Origin of the sequence: Caldovatus sediminis (assembly GCF_014644455.1) — a bacterium.
Lineage (GTDB): Bacteria > Pseudomonadota > Alphaproteobacteria > Acetobacterales > Acetobacteraceae > Caldovatus > Caldovatus sediminis.
This window is the reverse complement of the sequence record NZ_BMKS01000010.1, coordinates 46,615-69,611: the sequence shown is the minus strand read 5'-3', so window position 1 is coordinate 69,611 and position 22,997 is coordinate 46,615. Positions and strand designations below refer to the sequence as shown.

The window sequence follows — 22,997 nt, the reverse complement described above, 5'->3', positions numbered from 1 at the left end:
TCGCGCCGGGGCATCGGGCATGCTATGGGCGGCCCCGTGCGCATCCTGTTCGTCACCGCCAGCCGCCTCGGCGATGCGGTGCTGTCCACCGGGCTGCTGGACCATCTGATCCGCAGCCACCCCGAGGCGCGGATCACCGTCGCCTGCGGCCCGGTCGCCGAGGGTGTCTTCGCGCGCATGCCGAATCGCGCGCGCACGGTAGTGCTCGCCAAGCGCCGCTACCGCGCCCATTGGCTCGGGCTGCTCGCCGCGGCGGCGCCGGTGCGCTGGGATCTGGTGGTGGATCTGCGCGGCTCGGCGCTGGCCTGGATGCTGTGGACGCGCCGGCGCGCGGTGATGCGCGGCGGCCGGCGGCCCGGGCACCGGATCGGCCACCTCGCCGCGGTGCTGGGGCTGCGGCATGCCCCGCCGCTCCCCGTCGCCTGGACCGCCGAGGCTGATCGCGCCCGCGCGGCCGCGCTGCTGCCGGAGGGTGCCGGGGTCCCCTGGATCGGCCTGGGGCCGACGGCGAACTGGCCGCGCAAGGTCTGGCCGGCGGAGCGCTTCCTCGCCCTGTTTCGCGCGCTGAGTGCGCCCGACGGCCCGCTGCCCGGCGCGCGCGCCGCGGTCTTCGGCGGGCCGGGCGAGGCCGAGCGCGCGCTCGCCGCGCCGCTGCTCGCGGCCCTGCCGCCCGGATCGGCGGACCTGGTCGGCCGGCTGCAGGTTCCGGAGGCCGCGGCCGCGCTCGGCCGCTGCGCGCTGTTCGTCGGCAACGATTCCGGGCTGATGCACCTCTCCGCCGCGGTCGGCACGCCGACGCTCGGCCTGTTCGGCCCCACCTCCGCGGAGGAGTACGGCCCGGTCGGCGCGCGCGCCGCCGCCGTGACGGCGCCGGGCGCGCCCGGTGCGGGCGAGATGGCGGCGATCACCGTCGCCGACGCGCTGGCCGCCGCGCGCCGGCTGCTGGACGGGCCGCCGCGCGCCGCCCTGCCCGGCCTCGCGCCTGTCCCCTCGGCGGCCGCCGCATGACCGCGCCGTCCCCGCCCCGCCTCTCGGCCCTCGTCGTCGCGCGCAACGAGGCGGCGCAGCTCGGCGACTGCCTCGCCACCCTCGCCTTCGCCGACGAGATCGTCGTCGTGCTCGACCGCACCACCGACGCCAGCGCCGAGATCGCGCGCGCGCACGGCGCGCGGGTCCTCGAGGGCGCCTGGGAGATCGAGGGCGAGCGGCGCAACGCCGGCCTCGACGCCTGTACCGGCGACTGGATCCTCGAGGTGGACGCCGACGAGCGGGTGCCGCCCGCCCTCGCTGCCGAGGTGCGGCGCGTGATCGCCGCCTCCGCCCACGCCTGGCACCAGGTGCCGGTGGACAACTACGTCGGGACGCGGCTGGTGCGCCACGGCTGGGGCGGAAGCTTCGGCACCACCTCCGTGCCGCGCCTGTCGCGGCGCGGTGCAAAGCGCTGGAAGCCGCAGCGCGTGCATCCGGGCCTCGAATGGCGCGGGAGCGAAGGGCCGCGCCTCGCCCACGCGCTGGTGCACCACGTGGACCGCGACATCTCGGACATGCTGCGGCGGCTCGACCGCTACACCGACGCGCGCGCGGCGGACCTCGTCGCGCGCGGCGAGGTCGGTTCCACCGCGGCCAACCTGCGCCGCTTCGTCTCCCGCTTCTGCAAGTGCTACTTCGCGCGCGGCGGCTGGCGGGAGGGCGGCTGGGGCCTGCTGGTCTCGCTCTGCGCCGGGCTCTACCCGCTGCTCGCGCACCTCAAGGCGAAGCTCGAGCCGGAGCGGCACGGCGCCGCCCCGCGCGAGGCGGGCGATGCGCCGGGCGAGGAGGCCGCCGCGCCGGCCGGCACCGCGGCCCGATGAGGATCGCGCAGGTCATGGCCGGTGCGCCGCAGGGCGGGGCGGAGGCGTTCTTCGAGCGCCTGAGCGCGGCGCTGCACCGTGCCGGCGAGACCGTGCTGCCGGTGATCCGCCGCGATCCCGCGCGCGCCGCGCGCCTCGCGGCCGCCGGGCTCGCGCCGCTGGAGCTGCGCTTCGGCGGGCCGCTCGACCTCGCCACCGGGCCGCGGCTGCGCGCCGCGCTGCGCGGCTTCCGCCCCGAGGTCGCGGTCGCGTGGATGAACCGCGCCGCGCGCTTCGCCCCCCGCGGCGCCTGGACGCTGGTCGGCCGGCTCGGCGGCTACTACGACCTGAAGCACTACCGCCGCTGCGACCATCTGGTGGGCAACACGCGGGCGCTGCGCGAGTGGATCGTCGCCCAGGGCTGGCCGGCGGAGCGGGCGCACGTCGTGCCGAATTTCGCCGCCGACCACGGCGGTGCCGCGCCGGCGGCGATGCCTCCCGCGCCGGCGGGGACGCGCTGGCTGCTCGCGCTCGGCCGGCTGCACGCGAACAAGGGGTTCGACGTGCTGCTGCGCGCGCTCGCGCTGCTGCCGCCGGGGGCGCGGCTCGCGCTGGCGGGCGAGGGTCCGGAGCGGGCGGCGCTGGAACGGCTCGCGCGCGAGCTCGGCGTGGCGGAGCGCGTCGCCTTCCTCGGCTGGCGCCAGGACGTCGGCGCGCTGCTCGCGGCCTGCGCGGTCTTCGTCTGCCCGTCGCGGCACGAGCCGCTCGGCAATGTGGTGCTGGAGGCCTGGTCCGCGGCCCGGCCGGTGGTGGCGGCGGCGGCCCAGGGGCCGAGCGAGCTGATCGCGGACGGCGTGACCGGCATGCTGGTGCCGCGCGAGGCCCCGGCGGCGCTGGCCGCCGCCCTTGGCGCGCTGCTCGCCGACCCGGCGCGCGCGGCGGCGCTCGCCGCCGCCGGGCGGGCAGAGTTCGAGCGCGCCCACGCCGAGGCGCCGGTCCTCGCCCGCTGGCGCGAATTCCTGCGCGCCGTGGCGCCGCCGCTGCCGCAGGCCCGCGGCGCCGCGCGCGCCCTCGAGGCCGGCTGATGTGCGGCCTCGCGGGCCTGGCGCTGAGGCCCGGCGCCGCGGCGGACCCGGCGGTGCCGGAGGCGCTCGCCGGCGCGCTCGCGCATCGCGGGCCGGACGGCGCGGGGCGCTACGAGTCGGGGGGGGTGGCGCTCGTGCACACCCGCCTCGCCATCATCGACCTCGCGACCGGCGACCAGCCGATCCGCGTCGGGCCGGCGGCGCTCTGCGCCAACGGCGAGATCTACAACTACCGCGAGCTGCGCCGCGACCACCGGCTCGCCTGCGCCACGCGGAGCGACTGCGAGCCGCCGCTGCACCTCTGGCGGCGCGAGGGCGCGGGCTTCGTGGACCGGCTGCGCGGCATGTACGCGCTGGCGCTGCACGACCGCGCGGCGCGGCGGGTGGTGCTCGCGCGCGACCCCTTCGGCATCAAGCCGCTCTACCTCGCCGAGGTCGCGGGCGGCCTCGCCTTCGCCTCCGAGCCGCAGGCGCTGATCGCCGCCGGCCTGGTCGCGCCGCGCCTCAGGGCCGAGGCGCGGGACGAGCTGCTGCAGCTCCAGTTCACCACCGGCGCCGAGACCATCTTCCAGGGCATCCGCCGCGTCCTGCCGGGCGAGACGGTGGTGATCGCCGACGGCGCCGTGGTCGAGCGCCGCCGCCGCCCCGCCCTGCCCGAGGGCCCGCCGGAGGCGATCGGCGAGGAGGCGGCGCTCGAGCGGCTCGACGCCGCGCTGACGGAGAGCGTCGAGCTGCACCAGCGGAGCGACGTGCCCTACGGCATGTTCCTCTCGGGCGGCACCGACAGCGCGGCGATCCTCGCGCTGATGGCGCGGCTCAACGAGCGGCCGGTGCGCGCCTTCACCGCGGGCTTCGATGCGCCCGGCGCGGCCGACGAGCGCGCCCGCGCCGCCGCCGCCGCCCGCGCCGCCGGCGCGGAGCACGACACGATCCTGATCGGCGCCGCCGACGTCTGGCGCCACCTGCCCGCGATCGTCGCCTGCATGGACGACCCGGCGGCCGACTACGCCATCATCCCGACCTGGTTCCTCGCCCGGCGGGCGCGCGAGGCGGGGATCAAGGTGGTGCTGTGCGGCGAGGGCGGGGACGAGATCTTCGCCGGCTACGGCCGCCACCGCGCGGCGATGCGCCCCTGGTGGCTCGGCGGCAAGGCGCCGCGGGCGCGCGGCACCTTCGACCGCGTCGGCCCGGTGCTGCGCGAGGCGCCGCGCGGCTGGCGCGACGGCATCGCCGCGGCGGAGGCGGCGGTGGGGACGGGCGGGCGGAGCCGGCTGCAGGGCGCGCAGGCCCTAGACGTCGCCGACTGGCTGCCGAACGACCTGCTGACCAAGCTCGACCGCTGCCTGATGGCGCACGGCGTGGAGGGGCGCACGCCCTTCCTCGATCCCGGCGTGGCGGCGGCGGCGTTCCGCCTGCCGGACCCGCTCAAGGTGCGGGGCCACGCGGGGAAGTGGATCCTGCGCCGCTGGCTGGCGCGGCACTTCCCGGCCTGCGAGCCGTTCGCGCCCAAGCAGGGCTTCACCGTGCCGATCGGCGCCTGGATCGCCGCGGAGGCGGAGCGGCTCGGCCCGCTCGTCGCGGCGCAGCCCGGCGTCGCCGAGGTGGCGCGGCTGGAGCGCGTCGCGGCGCTGTTCGCCCAGGCGGAGCGGAGCCGGCACGCCGGCAAGGCGGCCTGGCACCTGCTGTTCTACGCCCTGTGGCACCGCCGGCACGTCGAGGGCCGGCGCGACGTCGCAGGGATGGACACGCTCGCCGCCCTGGCCGAGCGGTAGCGCGGCGGCCGAAGCGGCGGGGCCCGGCCGCGCGCGACGCGTTCAGCGGGCCTCGGACGGCAGGCGGAAGAAGCTTGCCGCGGCGCTGGCGCGGGCGATCAGGGCGCACATCGCCGGGTCCTCGTGGCCGCGTTCGGCGATCAGCGCCTCGACCGGACAGAAATACTCGTGCGGATGCGGCACCTGGCCCGCGGCGAAGCCCTCATAGTGCCGCGCGCGCAGTCCGAAGAGCACCCGCATGTCGCGCACCGGCAGTACCAGCGGCGCGGTCGGCTCGGCGCGCAGCAGCCGGATCAGGCGCCAGCGCGGCGTGGGGTCGTCCTCCTGCGCCGGGGCCAGCAGCCAGGCCACCGGGCAGACCGCGAGCAGCGATCCGGTCGTCGGCGCGAAGCGGGAGCGCTTGTCGAGCAGATTCTGCAGCGACCCGCAGGCCTCGATGCAGAGGATGTCGCAGTAGGGCTCGTCCGGATCGGGGCTGAAGTGCAGCCACAGCCCGTCCGGCAGGGTGCGCAGGCGGTTGGAGCCGGGCAGCTTGAGGAAGGGCTGGCAGGGAGAGGCGGGCGGCCCTGGTCGTCCGCGCAGCCAGGTGCCCTGCGGGCCGAGCACCTTCGCCCCGGGCGGCCGCTGTGGCCAGGTGCGCAGCCGACGGCGCACGAGTTGGTCGAGGCTGCCGCCAAAGCCGGTCCCCGCATGCGCGCGCATGAGATGAATATTTCCCCCTTATATTCAACCAACAGGCGAAATAGAGGGCAAGCGACACGCGGCATCAAGCGGTCCGGACACGGCTGCGGCGAATTAACGAAATTAACGATAGGGCCGCACCGGATGGCCGGCGCGGCCCGTGATCGCGCGATGGAATGCGCCGCGGCGCACCGCGGCGTTCCGTCCGGCCGCGCTGCGCGCCGCCCGGCGTCGCGGCCGCGCAGCCCCTTCGGCTCAGCCGCGCGCCTCGATCGGCCGGTAGTCCCGCTGGGCCGGTCCCGAGTATACCTGTCGCGGACGGCCGATGCGCTGCGACGGGTCCTCGATCATCTCCTTCCACTGGCTCACCCAGCCGACGGTGCGCGCCACCGCGAAGATCACGGTGAACATCGAGGTCGGGATGCCCATCGCCTTCAGGATGATGCCCGAATAGAAGTCCACGTTCGGATAGAGCTTGCGGCTGACGAAGTACTCGTCCTCCAGCGCGATCCGCTCGAGCTCCATCGCGAGGTCGAGCAGGGGCTCGTCCTTGATGCCGAGCTCGGCCAGCACCTCGTGGCAGGTCTGGCGCATGATCTTCGCGCGCGGATCGAGGTTCTTGTACACCCTGTGCCCGAACCCCATCAGCCGGACGTTGCTGTCCTTCGCCTTCACCCTGCGGATGAAGTCCGGAATGTTCTTCGGGTGCCCGATCTCGCCGAGCATCTTGAGGACGGCCTCGTTCGCCCCGCCATGCGCCGGACCCCATAGCGCCGCGATGCCCGCGGCGATGCATGCATAGGGGTTGGCACCGGTCGAGCCGGCGAGGCGGACCGTGGAGGTCGAGGCGTTCTGCTCGTGGTCCGCGTGCAGCACCAGGATGCGGTCCATCGCGCGCGCCAGCACCGGGCTGACCCGGTAGTCCTCGGCCGGCACCGCGTTCAGCATGTAGAGGAAGTTCTCCGCGTACTTCAGCTCGTTCCGCGGGTACATGAAGGGCTGGCCGTTGGCGTACTTGTAGGCCCAGGCGGCGATCGTCGGCACCTTGGCGATCAGCCGGAAGGCGGCGATGCGCCGCTGCTCCGGATCGTTGATGTCGAGGCTGTCGTGGTAGAAGGCGCTCATCGCGCCGACCACGCCGCACATCACCGCCATCGGATGCGCGTCGCGGCGGAAGCCGTCGTAGAAGCGGCGGATCTGCTCGTGCAGCATGGTGTGCCGCGTCACGCCGCGCTCGAATTCGGCGAGTTGCGCCTTGGTCGGCAGCTCGCCGTACATCAGCAGGTAGGCGACCTCGATGAAGTCGCTCCGCTCGGCGAGCTGCTCGATCGGATAGCCGCGGTAGAGCAGCACGCCGGCGTCGCCGTCGATGTAGGTGATCTGGCTCTCGCAGCTCGCCGTCGCGCCGTAGCCGGGGTCGTAGGTGAAGATCCCGAGCTCGTTGTAGAGCTTGCGGATGTCCACCACCTGGGGTCCGAGGGTGCCGCTCAGCAGCGGCAAGGTCGCGCTCCGGTTCGTGCCGTCCAGCGTGACGGTGACGGACCCCGTGGTCCTGCTGCTCATGGCGCGCTCTTTCCTGAACGATGTCGGCGACGGACACGCGCGCGTCTCGCGCGGCGATGCGAGGGCCGCGGCGCGAGCCTCGCGGGCCCGTCATGATGCGGTGCAAGATACCGGCGCCTGCCCGGGCTTTGCAACGCTCCCCGGGGGCGATGCAACGCTCCCCCGGGGCGAGAGGATCACCGCCGGCCGCGCCAGGCTTCCGGCCAGGCCGGCGCGCCGCCGGCCCAGAGGCCGCGCCCGGCGCCGCGCGCCGCGGCCTCGGCCGAGCGCAGCTCCGGCAGCGCGTCGCCGCTGGCGACCGCCCAGCCCCCGGAAACCATCGCCAGGTTGAGCGGGACCGGCCCGGCCGCCGCCGGGGCCAGCGCGGCGGCCGCCGTCCGCGCCTCGCACACGCCGAGGCGGTGGCCGGCGCGGTCGCGCCCCTCCAGATGGCAGGCGACCACGCGATCCGCGACCAGGCGGGCGAGCGCCGCCGCCGCGGCTTCGCCGCAATCGAAGCCCGCACCGGCCGTGCCGTCCCCCGCGCCGCAGCGCGTGCCGCGCCCCGGCGCGCCGAGGCCGAGCAGCCGCACCGTCCGGTCGCGCAGGCGCAGCGTTTCGCCGTCCACCACGCGCACCTCGGCGGCGGCGGCGAGCACGACCTGCCCGCCCGGCGCCGAGCGGAGGATCTGCGTCGTCGGCAGGCCGAGACCGAACAGGCCGAGGCCGAAGACGCCGAGGGCCACCGCGATCAGGGCGCCGCGCCCCGGACGGATCGCGACGCGCCGGGACCGGAAGATGCGTCGGCGAGGCAGCACAGAAGGTGCCTAGCCCAGCCGCGATGCCCGCTTCAACACCCGCTTGGCGCCCGATCCCGGCCGGCATCCGACGCGGCCGCCGCGGGGTTCGCCGCGATCCCTCAGCCGCGCTGCCAGAAGGGCGCGCGCCGCAGCAGCGCCTCCCAGGCGCGCAGCGCCCGCCTGCGGACCCGCCGCGCCCGCGCCAGCGCGAAGCCCTCCGCCAGCCCGATCGCCCAGGCCCTGCGGCGCTCGCCGCGGTCCGCGCGCCTGTCCCGGTCCGCACCGGGTCGCGACGGCGGCATGGGCGGCTCCAGCCCGGCGACGAGCCGGCGCGCGGTGGCGGCGTCGTTGGCGAGGCCGAGCGCCTCCTGCAGCGCGGCGAGCCGCCGCACGAAGCGGCGCGACGGCTTGCCGGGCCACAGCGGCGCGAAGAGCTCGGCGGCGTAGCGCATGCGCTTGCCCTCGAGCCGCAGCGCGTGCAGTGCCTCGTCATCGAGCGAGACCGACATCGCCTCGCCGCGCGCGCACAGCCTGCGCCAGCGCCGGTCCAGCGCCGCGGCGGCGAAGTGGCCGAGCGGCTCGGGCGGCGGGGAGGCCGCCTCGTCCGGCGGCGGCGCGCCGGACGCCGCCTCGCCACCCTGGCGCAGCGGCGCGGCTCCCGATCCCGCCGCGAGGAAGCGCATCGCGAGCGCCATCGCGTCGCAGGCCAGTACGCGGAACTCCGGCCCGTCCACGGCCCGGCGCAGCGTCGCGTAGGCTTCGGCGCGGCGCGCCTCAGCCGCCCGCAGCAGTTCCGCAAGCCGCGGCTCCTGCGGCAGCGCGGCGGCGAGCTCGGCGCCGAGCCCGCCGAGGAACACGTCCCAGTCGCGCGCCGGACCGAGCGTGCCGGCCAGATCCCGGAGCCGCGCCTCGAAGGCGCGCAGCACCGGCGCCTCGCCCGCCGTCGCGACCGGGCGGAACAGGCGCAGGACCGAGCGCATGCGGCGCAGCGCGACACGCATCTGGTGCACGCCTTCCGGCCCGGCCTCGGGCCGCGCGAGCGGCGCGTGGTAGAGCAGCGCCTCGGCGAGGTGGCCGAGGGCGAGGCCGAGCGCCCGGCGCGCATCCCCCGCGCCGGCCAGCGCCGGCGGGCCGGCGCGGCGCGGTCGCACCGGCTCGTCCAGCGCCAGGGCACGGGCCTCCTCGGCGAGGGTGGCGCGCGGCGGCAGGACGGGCAGCTCGGCGGCGAGCGCGCGGGCCAGCGCCAGCACCGGCGCGCAGGGCCCCTCCAGCGTGAGCCGCGCCACCGCCCGCTCCCCCCCGACCGCGCGCAGCCGACCGGTCAGCAGCTCGGCCAGGATCGGCGGTGCGTCGGGCGCGTCCTCGGCGCTCGCGAGAGCGAAGCGGGCGCGGCGGCCCTCGAAGGCGGCGAACGGGCGGAGGGGCATCCTCCGCTCCGCGCCATCGAGGCCCGCGGCGTCGGGCAGCGGGGCGCCGGGATCGTCGAGCACCGCGACCGGCTCGGGCGGCGTTCCGGGACGCCACGCCGTCTCCGGTCCCGGCAGGCTGCGCAGCAGCACGCGCGGACCGCGCTGCGGCACCTCGAGCGCGAGGCCGCGTCGCGCGAGAGCGCCGGAGGCGGTGTCGTGCCAGCCCAGCGCAACCGCGACGGGCCGTCGCCTGCGCGCCCCGGGACCGGTGGCGGCGGTCGCGGCGCGCCGCCACGCCGCCTGACGGACCAGCCGTGCCGCCGCGCCCGGTTCGGCGAATGCGAGTTCGACCGTGACCGGCCCGATGGCGCCGTCGTCCCCCTCACGGGCGAGGCGGCCGCCCGGCACGGCCGGCACGGCCTCGGTCGCGGCGCCGGATTTCACGATGCGGCCATCTCCGGCAGGTCGCCCGGCACGAGGAAGCGCACCAGGCGTCCGCCTCCCGGCTCGAGCAGCCGCCAGGGCGTGGCGATGGCGAATTCCGCCAGCGCGCCCGTGGGGAAGGCCTCCGTCAGGCGGCGCACCGCGTCGGCGGCGCCGGGAGGCGGTGCGGCCACGCCGGCGGCGCCGACCAATGCCAGGGCCAGCTCGTGCAGCCCGGGGTTGTGGCCGATCAGCAGCACGCTCCGCGCGGTTTCCGGCACGCGCCGGAGGGTGGCGAGCAGGGTCTGCGGCGTCGCCAGGTAGAGCGCATCCAGCGGCTCGACGATCGGGCTGTCCGGCAGCGGGGCGAGCGCCTCGAGCGTCTGCAGCGTGCGCCGCGCGGAGGAGACGAGCACCACCTCGGGCGCCAGGCCGAGCTCGCGCATCGTCCGCGCCATCGCGGCCGCGCCGCGGCGGCCGCGCGCGTTGAGCGGGCGCGCGTGGTCGGGCAGTCGCGGATCGTCCCAGCAGGACTTGGCGTGCCGCAGCAGCAGGAGCTGGCGCATGGGATTGTCTCGGTGCCATCCTGGCACGGCGCGGGGGACGTGTCGCGGGGGGCGGCTTCACGAGGGCGCAGGAGGCCGCCCGCCCTGGCGCCGGCGCGCCTTTCCGCCGTCCGCGCGTCGGCCTGTGCCGGCCGTGCTCGGCAGCCGGACTCGTCGGGGACGCATCGGGCGCATGGAGGGCGAGGGAGGAACCGGAGGGGCGGCGGCGGGCCGACGCGCGCTGTTGCGCGCCGCGGCCGCCATGGCGCCGCTGCCGGCCATGCCGGTCCTGGTCCCTACCGCCGGCGGCGCGGCGCAGGCCGGGCCGGGCCCGGTGCGCTTCCGCATCATGCGCGCGGGCAGCGCGATCGGCGTCCACGAGGTCGCGCTGGAGGCGTCGAGCGGCGGCCGGGTGGCGCACACCTCGGTCGAGATTGCGGTGCGCATCGCCGGCATCGTCGTCTACCGCTACCGGCACCGCTTCGCGGAGACCTGGTCGGGCGAGGGCCGGCTGCTCTCGGTGAGGTCCCATCTCGACCGCAACGGGACCGTCCGGACGCTCGAGGGGCGGGCCGAGGCGGGCGGCTTCGTGGTGAACGGGTCGGAGGGCGCCGGCCGCCTGCCGGCGGAGGCGGCGCCGCTCACCTGGTGGGACCCCGCGATCTTCCGCCGTCCGCTGCTGTTCGACCCACGCACCGGCCGCGCGCTCCACCTGCGCGTCGAGCGGCGCGACCTGCCGGGCGGAGCCTTCGTCGTCGCGGTCGCCGGCGACAGCGACGGCACCGCGACCTACGACGCCGCCGGGCGCTGGATCGCCCACGCGCTGACGGGCGACGACGGCAGCACGGTGACCTACGAGCAGATCGGCTGAGCGCCGGTCGGCGCTCCGGCCCGCGCCGCCGCGCCCCCTTCGGGCAACCGGTTCGCTGCAACATCGTTGACATCCGTGCTGCGACCGACTCGGGCCGGCGCCGCGGCGGCGCGGGCCTGTCCACGGGAGGGGGTTGGCGATGCGACGCGCACGGTGGATCGGGCCGGGCCTCGTGCCGGCGGTCCTGCTCGGGGCATCGCTTCCGCTCGTCGCGGCCTGCACACCCTATGCGACCGCCTCGTCCGCTCGGCTCCGCGCGGCGGCGACCGAGGATCTGTGCGCGCAGCGCGACGCGCCGATCGGCGGGGCGCGCATCCGGCGCGAATTGCGGCTGCGCGGCGCGGACTGCTCGGCGTTCGAGGCGGCGCTGGCGGGAGAGCGGCGATTCGACCTCGCGCAGCCTTTCGTGCCGTCGGCGCCGCCGGACCGGGCGGGGGCCCTTTCCGGGGCGATGGCGCTCGCGCCGCCAGGGTCGCTGCCGCCGCCGGTGCCGTTCGGCCGGGGGCTGCCGCCGCCGGGATCGCCGCCCGCGGCGCCTTACGGGGGATTCGGCTCGGCGCCGCCGCCAGAGCCGGCCTGGCCTCCCTCCGCCCAATTCGGCTCCGCGCCGTCGCCCTTGCCCGGATCGGCGCGGCCGCCGCCGCTCCCGCAGTTCGGTGCGGCGCCGCCGGCATGGTTCGCCGGTCCCGAGGCGGGGGCGCAGACCCATGGCGGCGGGCCGGCGCCGGGGGAGCGCTGGGGCGGCGGCGCCTTCGCGGCGCTTCCGATGGCGCCGGGCTGGTCGGAACCTCTGCCACGGTATCCGCCGGCGGACATGCGCCGGGCGCCTGAAGGTCGCGTGGCCCTGGCGCCGCCCCCTTCCGCCGAGACCGACGAGGCGGCGGCGCCGACAGCCGTCGGCCGGGGCGTGCTCGCGCCGCTGATCGCGCCGGGCTGCGCCGAACGCCTGGTCGAGCCCCCGCATGGTCCCGGCCAGCAGGGCACCGTCGCGTTCCGCAACGAATGCGGCGTGCCGATCCGCGTCCGCTTCGCGGCACGGCCCGGCGTCGCGCTGACCGAGGTGACGCCGCTGCTGCGACCCGGCGAGACCTCGGATCCGGTGACCCTCGCCGGCGGCTTCGCGCATCCGGGCTACATCGTGTGCAGCTACGAGCGGGTGTCGGAGCGCGCGCTCTGCCAGTGAGTCGCGCGCCCCTCGCCTCGTGCCCCGCCGGCTTGACCGCGTGCGGCGGCGGGGCACGATCCGCGCGCGCCAGCGAGGAGGAGGACGCGCGCGATGGCCGAGATCGAATGGATGCGCCTGACCGCGGCGGAGCTGAACGGGCGCGCCGCCGCGGGCGCGCTGGTGATCGTGCCCGTGGCCTCGCTCGAGCAGCACGGGCCGCACCTCGCGACCGGGGTGGACATCGTCTGCGCCACCGCGGTGGCGCAGCGCGTGGCGCGGCTGCTCGACGCCGCCGGCGCGCCGGTGGTCGTCACGCCCTGCGTCTGGACCGGGCTCGCCGAGCACCACGTCGCCTTCGGCGGGACGGTGACGCTCGACTACGCCGCCTTCGCGGCGGTGCTGCGCGGCGTCGTGCGCTCGGCCGCGCGCGCCGGGTTCCGGCGCGTGATGCTGCTCAACGGGCACGGCGGCAACGCCGAGGCCGTGGCGGTGGCGGCGACCGAGCTCTCGGTCGAGCTCGGCATCGCCGTGGCGGCGGGCACCTACTGGCACCTGGCGCCGGAGGCGATCGCGCCGGTCCTGGAGCGCCAGCCCGGCCTGATGCACGCCTGCGAGGCCGAGACCTCGATGATGCTGGCGCTGATGCCGGAGGCGGTGCGGCGCGAGAGGCTGGCCGAGGCGCACGGGCCGCACTCGACGCGCACGGAGGGGCAGCCGCCGGCGCTCCACCGGCGCAGGTCGTTCAAGGAGGTGACGCCGAGCGGCGTCATCGGCGACGCGCGGGCGGCGAGCGCGGAGAAGGGCGAGCGGCTGCTGGCGGCGGTGGCGGAGCGGATCGCGGGGATGCTGCGCGACGAGGCGCTGTGGCGGTAGCGGCGCGCCGGGCGTCGTGGCGCCTGCGTCACGCCGCGGGCAGGTCCACCCACGCCAGGTGCCCGCCCTTGCCCGCGCCGAGATCGAGGAACACCGCCCGGCCGCCCAGCGCGCCGACCTGCTCGTAGGGCCGCCCGTCGGCCGAGCGCCGGTCGTGGCCGCAGTAGACCGTCAGGCCCGCCGGGATGCGGTCCACCCAGCCGTGCACGCGCTCCGGGTAGCCGTCCGGCCGCAGCCGGCCCGTCACCTGGCCGAACAGGGCGCGCGTGACGATGCCCTCCGGCTTGCGCGCGCCGGCATCGGGCGGCGGCGGGCGCAGCAGCATCGCGTCGTGGAAGGCGGCGTGGACGAAGAAGCGGTCGCCGTCGCGCAGCCAGGCGGGGGCGCGGGCGATCTCCTCCACGGCGCGCGCGCGCAGCGCCGCGCCGTCCGGGGCGCGCGCGAGCTGCTCGAGGGTGGCGCCGAGGCCGTCCGCCGCCACCCGCACCGGCACGCCGAGCAGCGCGCGGCGCAGCTTGTGGTCGTGGTTGCCGAGCAGGAACAGGCCCCGGCGCTCGTCCATCAGCGCGAACATGCGCCGCAGCACGCCGGGCGAATCCGGACCGTAGTCCGTCAGGTCGCCGAGCTGGAGAACGAACAGCCCCGCCGCGCGCGCGCCCTCGACGGCGTGGGCGAAGGCCTCCGCCTCGCCGTGCACGTCGGCGACCACGCGCAGGCCGGCGAAGCCGCGGCGCCAGGGCGGCTCGATCATGCCGGCGCCGCTCCGGCGCGGCGGCGCATGGCGGCGAAGGCGGCGAGCGCGCGGGCGCGTCCCTCGGCCGGGTCCGCCAGCGGCCGCGGATAATCGCGCCCGAGCACGACGCCGGCCGCGCGCAGCACGGGCTCCGGGGCCTGCCATGGCCGGTGCAGCCAGCGGTCGGGCAGGCGGGCGAGTTCGGGGACGAAGCGCCGGACGTAGCGGCCCTCGGGATCGAAGCGCTCGCCCTGCAGGACGGGATGGAAGATGCGGAACCAGGGGGCGGCGTCGGTGCCGCTGCCCGCGACCCATTGCCAGTTCGCGCTGTTGCTCGCGAGGTCGGCGTCCACCAGGGTGTCCCAGAACCAGGCGGCGCCGTCCTGCCAGGGCTGCAGCAGGTGCTTGACCAGCACGGAGCCGGCGATCATCCGTACCCGGTTGTGCATCCAGCCGAGCCGCCAGAGCTGGCGCATCCCGGCATCCACGATCGGAAAGCCGGTCCGGCCGCGCTGCCAGGCGCGCAGCAGGCGCGCGTCGGGTGCCCAGGGAAAGCCGTCGAAGGCGGGGCGCAGCGCGCGCTCGGGCATCTCCGGCCGGTGCCACAGCAGGTGGTGGCAGAACTCGCGCCACAGCAGCTCGCGCAGGAAGGGCTCGGCCGAGCCGGCGCGATCGCCGCTCGCCGCCGCGTCCCGCACCGCGTGCCAGACCCGGCGCGGCGAGATCTCTCCCCAGTGCAGATGCGGCGAAAGGCCCGAGGTGCCGTCCGCCTCGCCGGGCCGGTCGCGCGCGGCGGCATAGGCGCGCAGCCGGTCGGCGGCGAGGAAGCGCGCGAGCCGGGCCTCGGCCCCGGCCTCGCCCGGCCGCCACAGGGTGGCGAACTCCGCCGCCCAGTCGGGAGCGCCCGGCGCGAGGCGCCAGCCCGCCACCGTCTCGCCCTCGGGGGCGCCGGGCACGGGCACCAGGCGCCCCGGCGCCGGCAGCGGCGGCGCCAGGTGCTCGAGCCGGGAGCGCAGGGCGCGGGCGAAGGGGGTGAACGCCTCGTAGGGGCGGCCCGAGCCGGCGCGCAGGTCCGCGGGGTCATGCAGCAGCGGCGAGCCGTGCAGGCGGAGCCGCGCGCCGGCCTCGGCGAGCGCCGCCGCGACGCGCCGCTCCTGCGCCCGTGCCCAGGGCTCGCAGAGGCGGTTCGCGTGGACCTCGTCGGCGCCGACGGCGCGGGCGAGCGAGGGCAGGACTGCCTCCGCGCGCCCGCGCGCCAGATGCAGCCCCGCCCCTTTCGCCTGCAGCGCCGCCGCGAGGGCGGCGAGGCTGTGGTGCAGCCACCAGCGCGCCGCCCCGCCCGGCGCCCAGCGCCCGGCGGCCGCCTCGTCGAGCACGTAGACCGGCAGCACGGGGCGGTCCCCGGCGGCGGCGAGGGCGGGGTTGTCGGCGAGACGGAGGTCCTGGCGGAACCAGACCAGGACCGGGGGCGGGGCTGTCCGACGCGGCATCGGGTTCGATATGGGGATGCGGCGCCGGTCGCCATGCGAGGCCGGTCCGCCTCCCGATCGGACGGGGGCGCCGCGGCGCCGCCGGTCGGGGCGCGAACCGGGCCGGCGTCGGCGCGTTGCCCGGGCAGTGGGCGCGCCTTCGCCCGGCCGGCTCGCCGCGATGCGGGAGCGCGCCCGGTCCCTCCGCGAAGAAGAAGAGGACCCGTGCGATGGCGTTCTGGCACCGGCGCAGGCTCCTCGCCGCGGCGGCGGCGGGGGTTGGCGGCGCGACCCTGCTGACGGGCGGGGGCCGTGCGGGGCGCGCGCAGACGGTGGTCGCGCCGCCCGGCTCGACCGTGGTCATCACGCCGCCGCCGGCGGCGGCGTCCGCGACCGGGCGCAACGTCGCCGACACGCTGGCGGCCGACGGCCGGTTCGGCCGTTTCCTCGACCTCCTCAGCCGGGCCGGCATGGTGGAGGAGCTGCGGGGCGCCGGGCCTTTCACCGTCCTCGCCCCGACCGACGCGGCCGTGCAGGGCGCCCCGTCGGCGATGCTGCAGGATCTGGTCGGCACGCCGGGCTCCGGCGACAGCGCCGGCGGCGGCGACCGCGACCCGGTGCGGCTGCGCGCGCTGGTGCAGTATCACGTCATTCCCGGCCTGCCCTACGGTGCGGCCCTGCCCGCGGCGGGCGAGCACCGGCTCCGGACGCTGAACGGCAACGAGGTGCATGTGCGGTCGAGCGGCGGCGAGGACGTCGCGGTCAGCAATCCGGCGCCCGGCCTGCAGTCGGCCGGGTTCGGCGCGGCGGGCGCGAACGTGATGCCGGCGGCGCGGCTCGCCGGGCCGGCGATCCCCGCGAGCAACGGCGTGATCTGGCCGCTCACGGGAGTGCTGTTCCCGTAGCGCCCGTGGCCGGCCGGCGGGGGGCGGGCGGCGCGGGCAGGCTGTAGAGGCGATCGCGCCCGAGCAGGAACAGCCGCGCGCCGCGCGGGAACAGCGCGGCGATGGCGGGATCGCGCGCGTCGAGGCCGCCGGTGTAGGCCCCGAAGGCGGGCAGCAGCACCCGGCGCGCGTCCGCGACGAAGCAGGGGCGGGTGACGCCGCCGCAGCGCGTCGGGGCGGTGGCCCTGGGGTGGAAATGGCCCGAAACCTCGGGCGTCGTCGCGCCGCCGATGTGGCGGAAGGCGATCGGGCCCTCCCGCCATTCCGCCACGGCCTGCCCGGGAAGCCCCTCCGGCGCGACCGGATCGTGGTTGCCGAGCACCCACACGACGTCGGCGCCGTCGAGCAGGCGCCGGAGCAGCGCCGCGTCGGCAGGGGCGAGGCGGGCGTGGCCCTCCGCGTCGTGGAAGCTGTCGCCGAGCGCGACGAGGCGCGCCGGGCGGTAGCGGCGCAGCAGCGGGGCGAGGCGGGCGAGCGTCTCGCGCGTGTCGTAGGGCGGCAGGAAGCGGCCGCCGCGGGCGGCGAAGTGGCTGCCCTTCTCGAGGTGCAGGTCGGCGACGGCGAGCAGCCGGCGCGCGGGCCAGAACAGCGCGCCGGAGGGATCGAGCAGCAGGCGCTCGCCGGCGAGGTAGAAGGGAGCGGGACTCATCGATGTTCCTGGAATGCGGGGACGCTAGGGGCGGGCGGCGCCGCGCGCGGCGGAGCGGACGCTGCCCGAGCGGCGGGGCGCCTTCCCGCGCGGCCGTCGCGGGCGGTCCACCATGCCGGCGCGCACATGCACGCTCTCGGCGACGGCGGCGAGGGTCCCGGCGAAGATCTCCGCCCCCTCCGTCGCCTCCTCGACCAGCGCGGCGGCCTCGGCGAGCAGCGCGTCCTCGGCGCCGCCGGCGACCCATTCGTGGCCGTGCTCGATCAGCGCCGGCACGGCGAGGGGCGAGACCCGGTCCAGCCGCATGTGCCGGATGCGCCCGCGCGCGCGCGCGAGCAGCCGCGCGATGCGGCCGACGTCGGTGAGGCCCGCGGCGGCCTCCCGGCGCGTCGCGCGCAGCAGGACGTGGTCGGGCTCGTGCCGGCGCAGCACGTCGTAGATCAGGTCGGCGTTCATGCTCATCTGCCGGCCGGACTTCGCGGCGCCGGGGTGGCGCTTCTCGATCAGGCCGGCGATGGTGGCGATGGTGCGGAAGGTGCGGCGGAGCATGGAGCTCTCCGCCATCCACTCCTCGAGGTCCTCGCCGAGGATGTCCTCCTCGAACAGCGCCTCGACATCCGTCGGCTCGAAGGCGGACCAGGTCGCGAGGACGTAGTCGGTGGCGAGGTAGCCGAGCGGGCCGTGGCCCATCCGCTCCATGCGCCTCGTCACCAGCATGCCGAGCGTCTGGTGGGCGAGGCGCCCCTCGAAGCAGTAGGCGACGAGGAACCATTGCCCGCCGCGCGGGAAGGTCTCGATCAGCAGCCCGTCCGGCTCGGGCAGGGCCGAGTAGCGCCGCTGCAGGCGCAGCCATTCGCGCACCGGCGGCGGCAGCGCCTTCCAGCGGCGCGGGTCGTGGATGATCTCGCGCACCCGCGCGGCGAGGTAGGTGGAGAGCGGCATGCGCGCGCCGGCATAGACGGGCACGCGCAGCTCGCCCTCGGCGCCGCGCGAGACGACGCAGGTGAGCCCGTCCAGCCCCTCGAAGCGCAGCGCCTGGCCGGCGAACAGGAAGCCGTCGCCGGGGGAGAGGGTGGAGACGAACCACTCCTCCACCTCGCCGAGCACCGGGCCGCCGCGCAGCCGCACCTTCAGCATCGGCGTCTCGACGATGGTGCCGAGGTTCATGCGGAGCTGCCGCGCCACGCGCCGGTCGCGCACATGGACCAGGCCCTGCGCGTCGCGGAACAGGCGGCGGAAGCGCTCGTAGGCGCGCAGCGCGTAGCCGCCGTCCTCGACGAAGCGCAGCACGTCGTCGAAGTCGCGGCGCGGGAGGTCCGCGTAGGGCGCGGCGCGCCTGACCTCGGCGTAGAGCTCGTCCGGGTGGAAGGGGCCGTGGCAGGCCATCGCCAGGACGTGCTGGGCGAGCACGTCGAGGCCGCCGGGCCGCGGCGGGTCGCCGTCCAGCTCGCCGGCGGCGATGGCGCCGAGCGCGGCGGCGCACTCGATCACCTCGAAGCGGCTGGCGGGGACGAGGACGGCGCGGGAGGGCTCCTCCATGCGGTGGTTGGCGCGGCCGACGCGCTGCAGCAGCCGCGCCACGCCCTTCGGCGCGCCGACCTGGATCACCTGGTCCACGTCGCCCCAGTCTATGCCGAGGTCGAGGCTCGAGGTGGCGACGACGGCGCGCAGCCTTCCCGCCGCCATCGCCGCCTCCACCTTGCGCCGCTGCTCGACGGTGAGGCTGCCGTGGTGCAGGGCGATCGGCAGGGTGTCGTCGTTGAGGCGCCAGAGCGCCTGGAAGATCAGCTCCGCCTGCGCGCGGGTGTTGACGAAGACGATGGTGACGCGGGCCTCGCGGATGCGGCGGTGGATCTCCGGCGCGCTGGCGAGGCCCATGTGGCCGCCCCAGGGCAGGTGGCCCTCCGGCAGCATCACGGAGATCTCCGGCGCCGCGCCGCCGCGGGCCTCGATCAGGCGCACCGCCTCGGCGCGGCCGGTGGGGGAGAGGAAGGCGCGCAGCGGCTCCGGGTGCGCCACCGTGGCCGAGAGGCCGACACGGCGCGCGCGCGGCGCGAGGGCGCCGAGGCGCGAGAGGCAGAGGGCGAGCTGGTCGCCGCGCTTGGTGCCGGCGAGCGCGTGCACCTCGTCCACCACCACGGCGGCGAGGCCGCCGAACAGCGCGCGCGCCTCCGGCAGGGTGAGCAGCAGGGTCAGGCTCTCCGGCGTGGTGAGCAGGAGGTGCGGCGGGTCGGCGCGCTGGCGGGCGCGGCGGTTGGCGGGCGTGTCGCCGGTGCGCGTCTCGACGCGGACGGGGAGGCCCATCCCGGCGATCGGCGCGGTGAGGTTGCGCGCGATGTCCACGGCGAGCGCCTTGAGCGGCGAGACATAGAGCGTGTGCAGGCCGCGGCGGGGGGCGCGGTGCAGGTCGAGCAGGCTGGGCAGGAAGCCGGCGAGGGTCTTGCCGCCGCCGGTCGGGGCGACGAGCAGCGCCGATTCGCCGGCCTCGGCCGCGCGCAGCAGGGCGAGCTGGTGCGGGCGTGGGGTCCAGCCGCGGGCGGCGAACCAGCCGGCGAAGGGTTCTGGCAATGTTCCCATCGGCGCGGCACTATGGCGGGGCGGCGGCGCGGCGGGAAGGTGCCGCCGCACCCCGGCGTGGCCCTCGGATTGCGCCGGGCCGCCGGCCATCTGAGCGAGAGTGATGCCCCATCCCGAGACCTGGCTCCGCGTCACCCCCGCGGGGCTCTGGTGCGAACCCGGCGATTTCTTCGTGGACCCGACGCGTCCGGTGGCGCGCGCGGTGATCACGCACGGCCATTCCGACCACGCCCGGCCGGACCACGGCGCGGTCCTCGCCACGCCGGAGACGCTGGCCATCATGCGCGCGCGCCTGGGCGACGGGCGCGCAGGGCGGCGGCAGCAGCCGCTCCGGCCCGGCGAGGTGGTCGTGCAGAACGGCGTGCGGATCTGGCTGCGCCCGGCCGGGCACGTGCTCGGCAGCGCGCAGGTCTGCCTGGAGTGGCGGGGCAGCCGCGCGGTGGTCTCCGGCGACTACAAGCGCACGCCCGACCCGACCTGCGCGCCCTTCGAGGTGGAGCGCGGCTGCGACGTCTTCGTCACCGAGGCGACCTTCGGCCTGCCGGTGTTCCGCCACCCAAGGCCGGAGGAGGAGATCGCGAAGCTGCTCGCCTCCGTCGCCCTATTCCCGGAACGGACGCATGTCGTCGGCTGCTACGCGCTCGGCAAGTGCCAGAGGCTGATCGCGCTGCTGCGCCGCGCCGGCTGGGAGGCGCCGATCTGGCTGCACGGCGCGCTGCTGCCGCTCTGCCGGACCTACGAGGCGCTGGGTGTGCGGCTCGGCGACCTCCGGCCGGCGACGGCGGCGCGGAAGGAGGCGCTGCGCGGGGCGATCGTGCTGGCGCCGCCCTCCGTGGTGGCGGAGCGCTGGGCGCGGCGGCTCACCGATCCGGTGGCCTGCCTCGCCTCCGGCTGGATGCGGGTGCGCCAGCGCGCCAAGGCGCGCGGGGTGGAGCTGCCGCTCGTCCTCTCCGACCACGCCGACTGGGACGAGCTGAACGCGACCATTGACGAGACCGGCGCGCCGGAGGTGTGGGTCACGCACGGCCGCGACGACGCGCTGGTGCATGCGATGGGCCGGCGCGGCATCCGCGGCCGCGCGCTGCACCTGGTCGGGCTCGGCGAGGAGGACGAGGGAGAGGCGGAGACCGGGGCCGCGGAGGGCGCAGCGTGAGCATCCCGGCCTTCGCCGCGCTGCTCGAGCGCCTGGTGTTCACGCCGGGCCGCAACGCCAAGATCGCCCTGCTCAAGCGCTGGTTCGCCGAGCAGCCGGACCCGGACCGCGGCATCGGCCTCGCCGCGCTGACCGAGGAGCTGGTCTTCACCACCGCCAAGCCCGCGCTGCTGCGCGAGCTCGCCGCCGCGCGCGTGGACCCGGTGCTGCTGGCGCTGAGCCGCGACTATGTCGGCGATTCCGCCGAGACCATCGCTCTGGTCTGGCCGCCGCGCGCCGGTGCGAACGCCCCGCCGCCGACCCTCTCCGAGGTGGCGGAGGGGCTGGAGCGCACGCCCAAGGCCGAGCTGCCGGCGCTGATCGCGGGCTGGCTCGACGCGCTCGACGCCGGCGGGCGTTTCGCGCTGATCAAGCTGGTCACGGGCGGGTTGCGCGTCGGCGCCTCCGGCCGGCTCGCGCGCATCGCCCTCGCCGAATGGTCCGGCAGGCCGGTCGAGGAGATCGAGGAGGTCTGGCACGGCGTCGCGCCGCCCTACCTGCCGCTGTTCCGCTGGCTGGAGGGCAAGGGGGAGAGGCCCGATCCGCGCGGGACGCCGGTGTTCCGCCCGCTGATGCTCGCCCATCCGCTGGGGGATTCCGATCTCGCCGTCCTGCAGCCGGAGGATTGGCGCGCCGAGTGGAAATGGGACGGCATCCGCGTCCAGCTCTGCGCCGGCCCCGGCGGACGCCGGATCTGGAGCCGCGGCGGCGAGGACGTCTCCGCCGCCTTCCCGGAGATCGTCGAGGCGATGGACTTCCACGCCGTGCTCGACGGCGAGCTGCTGGTGATCCGCGACGGGGGCGAGGTCGCGCCCTTCGCCGACCTGCAGCAGCGGCTCAACCGCAAGACCGTCGGGCCGAAGCTGATGCGCGACTACCCGGCGGGCGTGCGGCTCTACGACCTGCTGTTCGAGGGCGAGGAGGACCTGCGGGCGCTGCCCTTCGACACCCGCCGCGCGCGGCTCGAGGCCTGGATCGCGCGCGTGCGGCCGGCGCGGATGGACCTCTCGCCGCAGATCGCCTTCGCCTCGGTCGCGCAGCTCTCGGCGATCCGCGCCGGGGCGCGGGCGGCCTCGATCGAGGGGCTGATGCTCAAGCGCGCGGACAGCCCCTATGTGGCGGGGCGGGTGAAGGGGCTGTGGTGGAAGTGGAAGCGCGAGCCGCTCTCGGTGGACGCGGTGCTGATGTACGCGCAGCGCGGCAGCGGCAAGCGCAGCTCCTATTACAGCGACTACACCTTCGGCCTGTGGCGGCCGGACGGGCGGGGCGGCGAGGAGCTGGTGCCGGTGGGCAAGGCCTATTCCGGCTACACGGACCAGGAGCTGCTCTGGCTCGGCCGCTGGATCCGCAACCACACCGTGGCGCGCTTCGGGCCGGTCCGGGAGGTGGAGAAGGCGCTGGTGCTGGAGGTGGCCTTCGACGCGGCACAGCGCTCCATGCGGCACAAGTCCGGCGTGGCGCTGCGCTTCCCGCGCATCCTGCGCATCCGCCGCGACAAGCCGGCGAGTGAGGCGGACCGGCTGGACACGCTGATGGCGCTGGTCGGGAACCGCGAGGCGAAGGCCGCGGCGGATTGACCCCCGGCGGCGCGCATGGTGCGCTGGTGCGTCCTGCCATACCGGAGGAGGCGCCCGCCATGCCGCTCGTCCCCAACCGCGCCAAGCAGAAGCTCGCCGAGGGGAGGCTCGCCCTCGGCTTCGGGGTGAACCACCTGCGCGGCCCCGCCACCGGCATGATCGCCGCCGCCGCCGGCTACGACTGGCTGTTCATCGACATGGAGCACGGCGCGATGAGCGTGGACGACGCCACGCGCATCGCGATCGCCGCGCTCGGCCAGGGCGTGACGCCGATCGTGCGCGTCTGCAAGGACGCGCTGTTCGAGGGCACGCGCTGCCTCGACAACGGGGCGATGGGCGTCGTCGTGCCGCATGTGGACACGGCGGCGGAGGCGAAGGCGGTCGCCGACGCCTACCGCTACCCGCCGGTCGGCCACCGCTCCTGGGGCGGGGCGCCGGCGCAGTACGGCTACCTCGCGCCGGGCAACGCCGAGGCGCAGCGGGAGCTGAACGAGGCGGTGCTGGTCGCGGTGATGATCGAGACGCCGCAGGCGGTGGAGAACGCGGAGGCGATCGCCGCCGTGCCGGGAGTGGACGTGCTGCTGATCGGCACCTCCGACCTCACCGCGACGATGGGCATCTCCGGCCAGATCGCGCACCCGGAGGTGCGCCGCGCCTATGAGCGCGTGGCCGCGGCCTGCGCGAGGCAGGGCAAGACGCTCGGCATGGGCGGCGTGTACGACGAGACGACGGCGAAGGCGTATATCGGGCTCGGCGCGCGGTTCCTCCTCTCGGGCAACGACCATTCCTTCCTGATGGCGGGGGCGACGGCGCGGGCGAAGTTCCTGCGCGGGCTGGAGGGCTGACGGCGCCGGGGCAGGC

20 protein-coding genes are annotated in these 22,997 nt (G+C 76.8%); 11 read left to right on the top strand and 9 right to left on the bottom strand.

Annotation, left to right across the window (positions count from 1 at the left end):
* Positions 1-24 precede the first annotated feature (24 nt).
* Genes IEX99_RS15515 through asnB form a run of 4 tightly spaced genes read left to right on the top strand, consistent with a single transcriptional unit; the run spans position 25 to position 4,686 of the window.
* A complete protein-coding gene (locus IEX99_RS15515) occupies positions 25-1,008 on the top strand; it encodes a glycosyltransferase family 9 protein (RefSeq protein WP_229678067.1) in 984 nt (327 codons plus the stop codon).
* Positions 1,005-1,850 (top strand): glycosyltransferase family 2 protein, encoded by an 846-nt coding sequence (locus IEX99_RS15510; protein ID WP_188901904.1) that lies wholly within the window; start codon positions 1,005-1,007, stop codon positions 1,848-1,850. Before IEX99_RS15515 ends, IEX99_RS15510 begins: the two co-directional genes overlap by 4 nt.
* A 14-nt stretch (positions 1,851-1,864) precedes the next feature.
* On the top strand, positions 1,865-2,914 hold the full coding sequence (locus tag IEX99_RS15505) for a glycosyltransferase (protein ID WP_229678066.1): 1,050 nt from the start codon (positions 1,865-1,867) through the stop codon (positions 2,912-2,914).
* On the top strand, positions 2,914-4,686 hold the full coding sequence (gene asnB, locus IEX99_RS15500) for an asparagine synthase (glutamine-hydrolyzing) (protein WP_188901900.1): 1,773 nt from the start codon (positions 2,914-2,916) through the stop codon (positions 4,684-4,686). The genes IEX99_RS15505 and asnB overlap by 1 nt, the downstream gene beginning before the upstream one ends.
* Positions 4,687-4,728: 42 nt before the next feature.
* Here asnB and IEX99_RS15495 read toward each other — a convergent pair whose 3' ends face one another.
* From IEX99_RS15495 to IEX99_RS15475, 5 genes are all read right to left on the bottom strand, one after another.
* A complete protein-coding gene (locus tag IEX99_RS15495; RefSeq protein WP_188901898.1) occupies positions 4,729-5,388 on the bottom strand; it encodes a hypothetical protein in 660 nt (219 codons plus the stop codon).
* Positions 5,389-5,622: 234 nt separating this feature from the next.
* A complete protein-coding gene (gene gltA / locus IEX99_RS15490; RefSeq protein WP_188901896.1) occupies positions 5,623-6,930 on the bottom strand; it encodes a citrate synthase in 1,308 nt (435 codons plus the stop codon).
* Positions 6,931-7,106: 176 nt separating this feature from the next.
* Positions 7,107-7,727 carry a thermonuclease family protein gene (locus IEX99_RS15485; protein ID WP_188901894.1) on the bottom strand — a complete coding sequence of 207 codons (621 nt, stop codon included), beginning with the start codon at positions 7,725-7,727 and terminating at the stop codon, positions 7,107-7,109.
* Positions 7,728-7,828: 101 nt separating this feature from the next.
* Positions 7,829-9,562, bottom strand: coding sequence for a CHAD domain-containing protein (locus IEX99_RS15480; protein WP_188901892.1), 1,734 nt, complete (start codon positions 9,560-9,562; stop codon positions 7,829-7,831).
* Positions 9,559-10,107, bottom strand: a complete 549-nt coding sequence (locus IEX99_RS15475; protein WP_188901890.1) for a SixA phosphatase family protein — start codon at positions 10,105-10,107, stop codon at positions 9,559-9,561. Before IEX99_RS15475 ends, IEX99_RS15480 begins: the two co-directional genes overlap by 4 nt.
* A 241-nt stretch (positions 10,108-10,348) precedes the next feature.
* On the opposite strand from IEX99_RS15475, the gene IEX99_RS15470 reads away from it, so the two are divergent.
* The 3 genes from IEX99_RS15470 to IEX99_RS15460 all read left to right on the top strand — a co-directional run bounded on the left by IEX99_RS15470 (position 10,349) and on the right by IEX99_RS15460 (position 12,995).
* Positions 10,349-10,957, top strand: a complete 609-nt coding sequence (locus IEX99_RS15470) for a DUF6134 family protein (protein ID WP_188901888.1) — start codon at positions 10,349-10,351, stop codon at positions 10,955-10,957.
* Positions 10,958-11,795: 838 nt separating this feature from the next.
* Positions 11,796-12,140: a hypothetical protein gene (locus IEX99_RS15465; protein ID WP_188901886.1), complete on the top strand. Its 345-nt coding sequence runs from the start codon at positions 11,796-11,798 to the stop codon at positions 12,138-12,140.
* A gap of 93 nt (positions 12,141-12,233) precedes the next feature.
* On the top strand, positions 12,234-12,995 hold the full coding sequence (locus IEX99_RS15460; RefSeq protein WP_188901884.1) for a creatininase family protein: 762 nt from the start codon (positions 12,234-12,236) through the stop codon (positions 12,993-12,995).
* 28 nt (positions 12,996-13,023) lie between these two features.
* Here the strand turns inward: IEX99_RS15460 and IEX99_RS15455 are convergent, their stop codons facing one another.
* Positions 13,024-13,746 carry a metallophosphoesterase gene (locus tag IEX99_RS15455; RefSeq protein WP_188901882.1) on the bottom strand — a complete coding sequence of 241 codons (723 nt, stop codon included), beginning with the start codon at positions 13,744-13,746 and terminating at the stop codon, positions 13,024-13,026.
* Positions 13,743-15,218 (bottom strand): cryptochrome/photolyase family protein, encoded by a 1,476-nt coding sequence (locus IEX99_RS15450; RefSeq protein WP_188901880.1) that lies wholly within the window; start codon positions 15,216-15,218, stop codon positions 13,743-13,745. Before IEX99_RS15450 ends, IEX99_RS15455 begins: the two co-directional genes overlap by 4 nt.
* A gap of 209 nt (positions 15,219-15,427) precedes the next feature.
* Between IEX99_RS15450 and IEX99_RS15445 the strand changes: the two genes are divergently transcribed.
* Positions 15,428-16,102, top strand: a complete 675-nt coding sequence (locus IEX99_RS15445; RefSeq protein WP_188901878.1) for a fasciclin domain-containing protein — start codon at positions 15,428-15,430, stop codon at positions 16,100-16,102.
* Here the strand turns inward: IEX99_RS15445 and pdeM are convergent.
* The gene (pdeM, locus tag IEX99_RS15440; RefSeq protein ID WP_188901876.1) at positions 16,080-16,790 is read right to left on the bottom strand and encodes a ligase-associated DNA damage response endonuclease PdeM; all 711 of its coding nucleotides are present in this window, start codon (positions 16,788-16,790) and stop codon (positions 16,080-16,082) included. The two genes, IEX99_RS15445 and pdeM, sit on opposite strands and share 23 nt — an antisense overlap.
* A gap of 24 nt (positions 16,791-16,814) precedes the next feature.
* On the bottom strand, positions 16,815-19,367 hold the full coding sequence (locus IEX99_RS15435; protein ID WP_188901874.1) for a ligase-associated DNA damage response DEXH box helicase: 2,553 nt from the start codon (positions 19,365-19,367) through the stop codon (positions 16,815-16,817).
* Between the two features lie 103 nt (positions 19,368-19,470).
* Here IEX99_RS15435 and IEX99_RS15430 point away from each other — a divergent pair, with 103 nt between their 5' ends.
* Genes IEX99_RS15430 through IEX99_RS15420 form a run of 3 tightly spaced genes read left to right on the top strand, consistent with a single transcriptional unit; the run spans position 19,471 to position 22,981 of the window.
* Positions 19,471-20,520 carry a ligase-associated DNA damage response exonuclease gene (locus IEX99_RS15430; protein ID WP_188901872.1) on the top strand — a complete coding sequence of 350 codons (1,050 nt, stop codon included), beginning with the start codon at positions 19,471-19,473 and terminating at the stop codon, positions 20,518-20,520.
* Positions 20,521-20,522: 2 nt separating this feature from the next.
* Positions 20,523-22,136 (top strand): cisplatin damage response ATP-dependent DNA ligase, encoded by a 1,614-nt coding sequence (locus IEX99_RS15425; RefSeq protein WP_188902056.1) that lies wholly within the window; start codon positions 20,523-20,525, stop codon positions 22,134-22,136.
* Positions 22,137-22,195: 59 nt separating this feature from the next.
* Positions 22,196-22,981, top strand: coding sequence for an HpcH/HpaI aldolase family protein (locus tag IEX99_RS15420; RefSeq protein WP_188901870.1), 786 nt, complete (start codon positions 22,196-22,198; stop codon positions 22,979-22,981).
* Positions 22,982-22,997 lie beyond the last annotated feature (16 nt).

Bases quoted from the DNA above. Each gene is read 5' to 3' on its own strand.
- IEX99_RS15420 (WP_188901870.1), top strand. From the start codon at position 22,196: ATGCCGCTCGTCCCCAACCGCGCCAAGCAGAAGCTCGCCGAGGGGAGG.
- IEX99_RS15475 (WP_188901890.1), bottom strand. From the start codon at position 10,107: ATGCGCCAGCTCCTGCTGCTGCGGCACGCCAAGTCCTGCTGGGACGAT.
- IEX99_RS15435 (WP_188901874.1), bottom strand. From the start codon at position 19,367: ATGGGAACATTGCCAGAACCCTTCGCCGGCTGGTTCGCCGCCCGCGGC.
- asnB (WP_188901900.1), top strand. From the start codon at position 2,914: ATGTGCGGCCTCGCGGGCCTGGCGCTGAGGCCCGGCGCCGCGGCGGAC.
- IEX99_RS15460 (WP_188901884.1), top strand. From the start codon at position 12,234: ATGGCCGAGATCGAATGGATGCGCCTGACCGCGGCGGAGCTGAACGGG.
- IEX99_RS15505 (WP_229678066.1), top strand. From the start codon at position 1,865: ATGGCCGGTGCGCCGCAGGGCGGGGCGGAGGCGTTCTTCGAGCGCCTG.
- IEX99_RS15455 (WP_188901882.1), bottom strand. From the start codon at position 13,746: ATGATCGAGCCGCCCTGGCGCCGCGGCTTCGCCGGCCTGCGCGTGGTC.
- IEX99_RS15450 (WP_188901880.1), bottom strand. From the start codon at position 15,218: ATGCCGCGTCGGACAGCCCCGCCCCCGGTCCTGGTCTGGTTCCGCCAG.
- IEX99_RS15510 (WP_188901904.1), top strand. From the start codon at position 1,005: ATGACCGCGCCGTCCCCGCCCCGCCTCTCGGCCCTCGTCGTCGCGCGC.
- gltA (WP_188901896.1), bottom strand. From the start codon at position 6,930: ATGAGCAGCAGGACCACGGGGTCCGTCACCGTCACGCTGGACGGCACG.
- IEX99_RS15515 (WP_229678067.1), top strand. From the start codon at position 25: ATGGGCGGCCCCGTGCGCATCCTGTTCGTCACCGCCAGCCGCCTCGGC.
- IEX99_RS15430 (WP_188901872.1), top strand. From the start codon at position 19,471: ATGCCCCATCCCGAGACCTGGCTCCGCGTCACCCCCGCGGGGCTCTGG.
- IEX99_RS15445 (WP_188901878.1), top strand. From the start codon at position 15,428: ATGGCGTTCTGGCACCGGCGCAGGCTCCTCGCCGCGGCGGCGGCGGGG.
- IEX99_RS15495 (WP_188901898.1), bottom strand. From the start codon at position 5,388: ATGCGCGCGCATGCGGGGACCGGCTTTGGCGGCAGCCTCGACCAACTC.
- IEX99_RS15470 (WP_188901888.1), top strand. From the start codon at position 10,349: ATGGCGCCGCTGCCGGCCATGCCGGTCCTGGTCCCTACCGCCGGCGGC.
- pdeM (WP_188901876.1), bottom strand. From the start codon at position 16,790: ATGAGTCCCGCTCCCTTCTACCTCGCCGGCGAGCGCCTGCTGCTCGAT.